This window comes from Bradyrhizobium sp. P5_C11_2, assembly GCF_054049755.1.
Genome location: NZ_JBFULT010000868.1, coordinates 1 through 2,029, shown reverse-complemented (window position 1 = coordinate 2,029; position 2,029 = coordinate 1). Strand labels below are relative to the sequence as shown.

The window sequence follows — 2,029 nt, the reverse complement described above, 5'->3', positions numbered from 1 at the left end:
TCGGCATGGTGTTCCAGAAGCCGACGCCGTTCCCGATGACGATCTACGAGAACATCGCTTTCGGCATCCGTCTCTATGAGAAGATCTCGAAGTCCGAGATGGACGACCGCGTCGAGAAGGCGCTGCGCGGCGGCGCGCTGTGGAACGAGGTCAAGGACAAGCTCAATGCGTCCGGCCTGTCGCTCTCCGGCGGCCAGCAGCAGCGCCTCTGCATCGCCCGCACGGTGGCGGTGCGGCCCGAGGTGATCCTGTTCGACGAGCCCTGCTCGGCGCTGGACCCGATCTCGACCGCCAAGGTCGAGGAGCTGATCCAGGAGCTCTCCGAGAACTACACGATCGCCATCGTCACCCACAACATGCAGCAGGCGGCCCGCGTCTCCGACAAGACCGCCTTCATGTATCTCGGCGAGTTGATCGAGTTCGACGACACCAGCAAGATCTTCACGTCGCCGACCGATCGGCGTACGCAGGATTACATCACCGGCCGGTTCGGCTGAGGAGACAGGATATGGCTTCCGAACATACCGCAAAGGCCTTCGACACCGACCTCCAGGAGCTTACGCGCCTGGTCGCGGAGATGGGCGGGATTGCCGAGCGCATGATCGTCGATTCCGTCGATGCGCTGATCCGCCGCGACGTTGCGCTCGGCCAGCGCGTGGTCGCGACCGACGTCGAGATCGACGCGCTCCAGAAGAAGATCGAGGAGCGCGCCGTGCTCACCATCGCCCGCCGCCAGCCGATGGCGGTCGATCTGCGCGAGATCGTCGGCGCCATGCGCGTCGCGACCGATCTCGAGCGCATCGGCGATCTCGCCAAGAACATGGGCAAGCGCGTCGCGGCGCTGGAGACGGATTTCCATCCGCTCAAGCTGTTCCGCGGCCTCGAGCACATGACCGACCTCGTGCAGCAGCAGGTCAAGTCGGTGCTGGACGCCTATGCCGCGCATGATCTGCCGGCGGCGATGGCGGTGTGGAAGGGCGACGAGGAAGTCGACGCCATCTGCACCTCGCTGTTCCGCGAGCTCCTCACCTACATGATGGAGGATCCGCGCAACATCTCGTTCTGCATTCACCTGATGTTCTGTGCCAAGAACATCGAGCGGATCGGCGACCACGCCACCAACATCGCCGAGACCGTATTCTACATGATCGAAGGTCAGGCGATGACCGACAAGCGACCGAAGGGCGACATGACGACCTTCGCCACGACGGTCCCGAACACTTAAGGCTTGAGGAGCGACGACCACATGGGCGCACGCATTATGGTGGTTGAGGACGAGGAAGCCCTGACCGAGCTTCTCCGCTACAACCTCGAAGGCGACGGCTATGACGTCGAGACGGTGATGCGCGGCGACGACGCCGACACCCGCCTCAAGGAGCATATCCCCGACCTGATCGTACTCGACTGGATGCTGCCAGGGCTGTCCGGCATCGAGCTGTGCCGGCGGCTGCGCACCCGGCCCGAGACCAAGCAGCTTCCGATCATCATGCTCACCGCCCGCGGCGAGGAGAGCGAGCGGGTGCGCGGGCTTGCGACCGGCGCCGACGACTACATCGTCAAGCCGTTCTCGGTGCCGGAGCTGCTCGCGCGCGTGAAGGGCCTGCTCAGGCGCGCCAGCCCGGAGCGGTTGGCCACCGTGCTCGCCTTTGGCGACATCGAGCTCGATCGCGACAAGCGCCGCGTGGCGCGCTCGGGCCGTCCGATCGATCTCGGCCCGACCGAATATCGCCTGCTGGAGTTCTTCCTGGAGCATCCCGGTCGCGTGTTCTCGCGCGAGCAGCTGCTCGACAGCGTCTGGGGCCGCGACATCTATATCGACGAACGCACCGTCGACGTGCACATCGGTCGCCTGCGCAAGCTGCTCAATCTCGGCCGCGAACAGGACCCGATCCGCACCGTGCGCGGCGCCGGCTACGCGCTGGACGATCGCTTCGCGAAGGCGGAGCAGACGTAGGCTAGAGCGAGTTGGTTTGGCGAGCTGTCGCCACGATATCGGTGTCGTCCCGGCGAAGGCCGGGACCCATAACCC

The 2,029-nt window shown here is 65.1% G+C and carries 3 protein-coding genes; all 3 read left to right on the top strand.

Annotation, left to right across the window (positions count from 1 at the left end):
* Window positions 1-497, top strand: a 497-nt coding sequence (locus ACXJL8_RS39655; protein ID WP_456686880.1) for a phosphate ABC transporter ATP-binding protein, incomplete at its 5' end; no start/stop codon positions are given.
* An 11-nt stretch (window positions 498-508) separates the two neighbouring features.
* Window positions 509-1,225: a phosphate signaling complex protein PhoU gene (gene phoU, locus ACXJL8_RS39650; protein WP_456619595.1), complete on the top strand. Its 717-nt coding sequence runs from the start codon at window positions 509-511 to the stop codon at window positions 1,223-1,225.
* A gap of 21 nt (window positions 1,226-1,246) precedes the next feature.
* On the top strand, window positions 1,247-1,954 hold the full coding sequence (phoB, locus tag ACXJL8_RS39645; protein ID WP_456619596.1) for a phosphate regulon transcriptional regulator PhoB: 708 nt from the start codon (window positions 1,247-1,249) through the stop codon (window positions 1,952-1,954).
* Window positions 1,955-2,029 lie beyond the last annotated feature (75 nt).

Excerpts from the sequence above, each read along its gene's own strand:
- phoB (WP_456619596.1), top strand. The coding sequence starts at position 1,247 with ATGGGCGCACGCATTATGGTGGTTGAGGACGAGGAAGCCCTGACCGAG.
- phoU (WP_456619595.1), top strand. The coding sequence starts at position 509 with ATGGCTTCCGAACATACCGCAAAGGCCTTCGACACCGACCTCCAGGAG.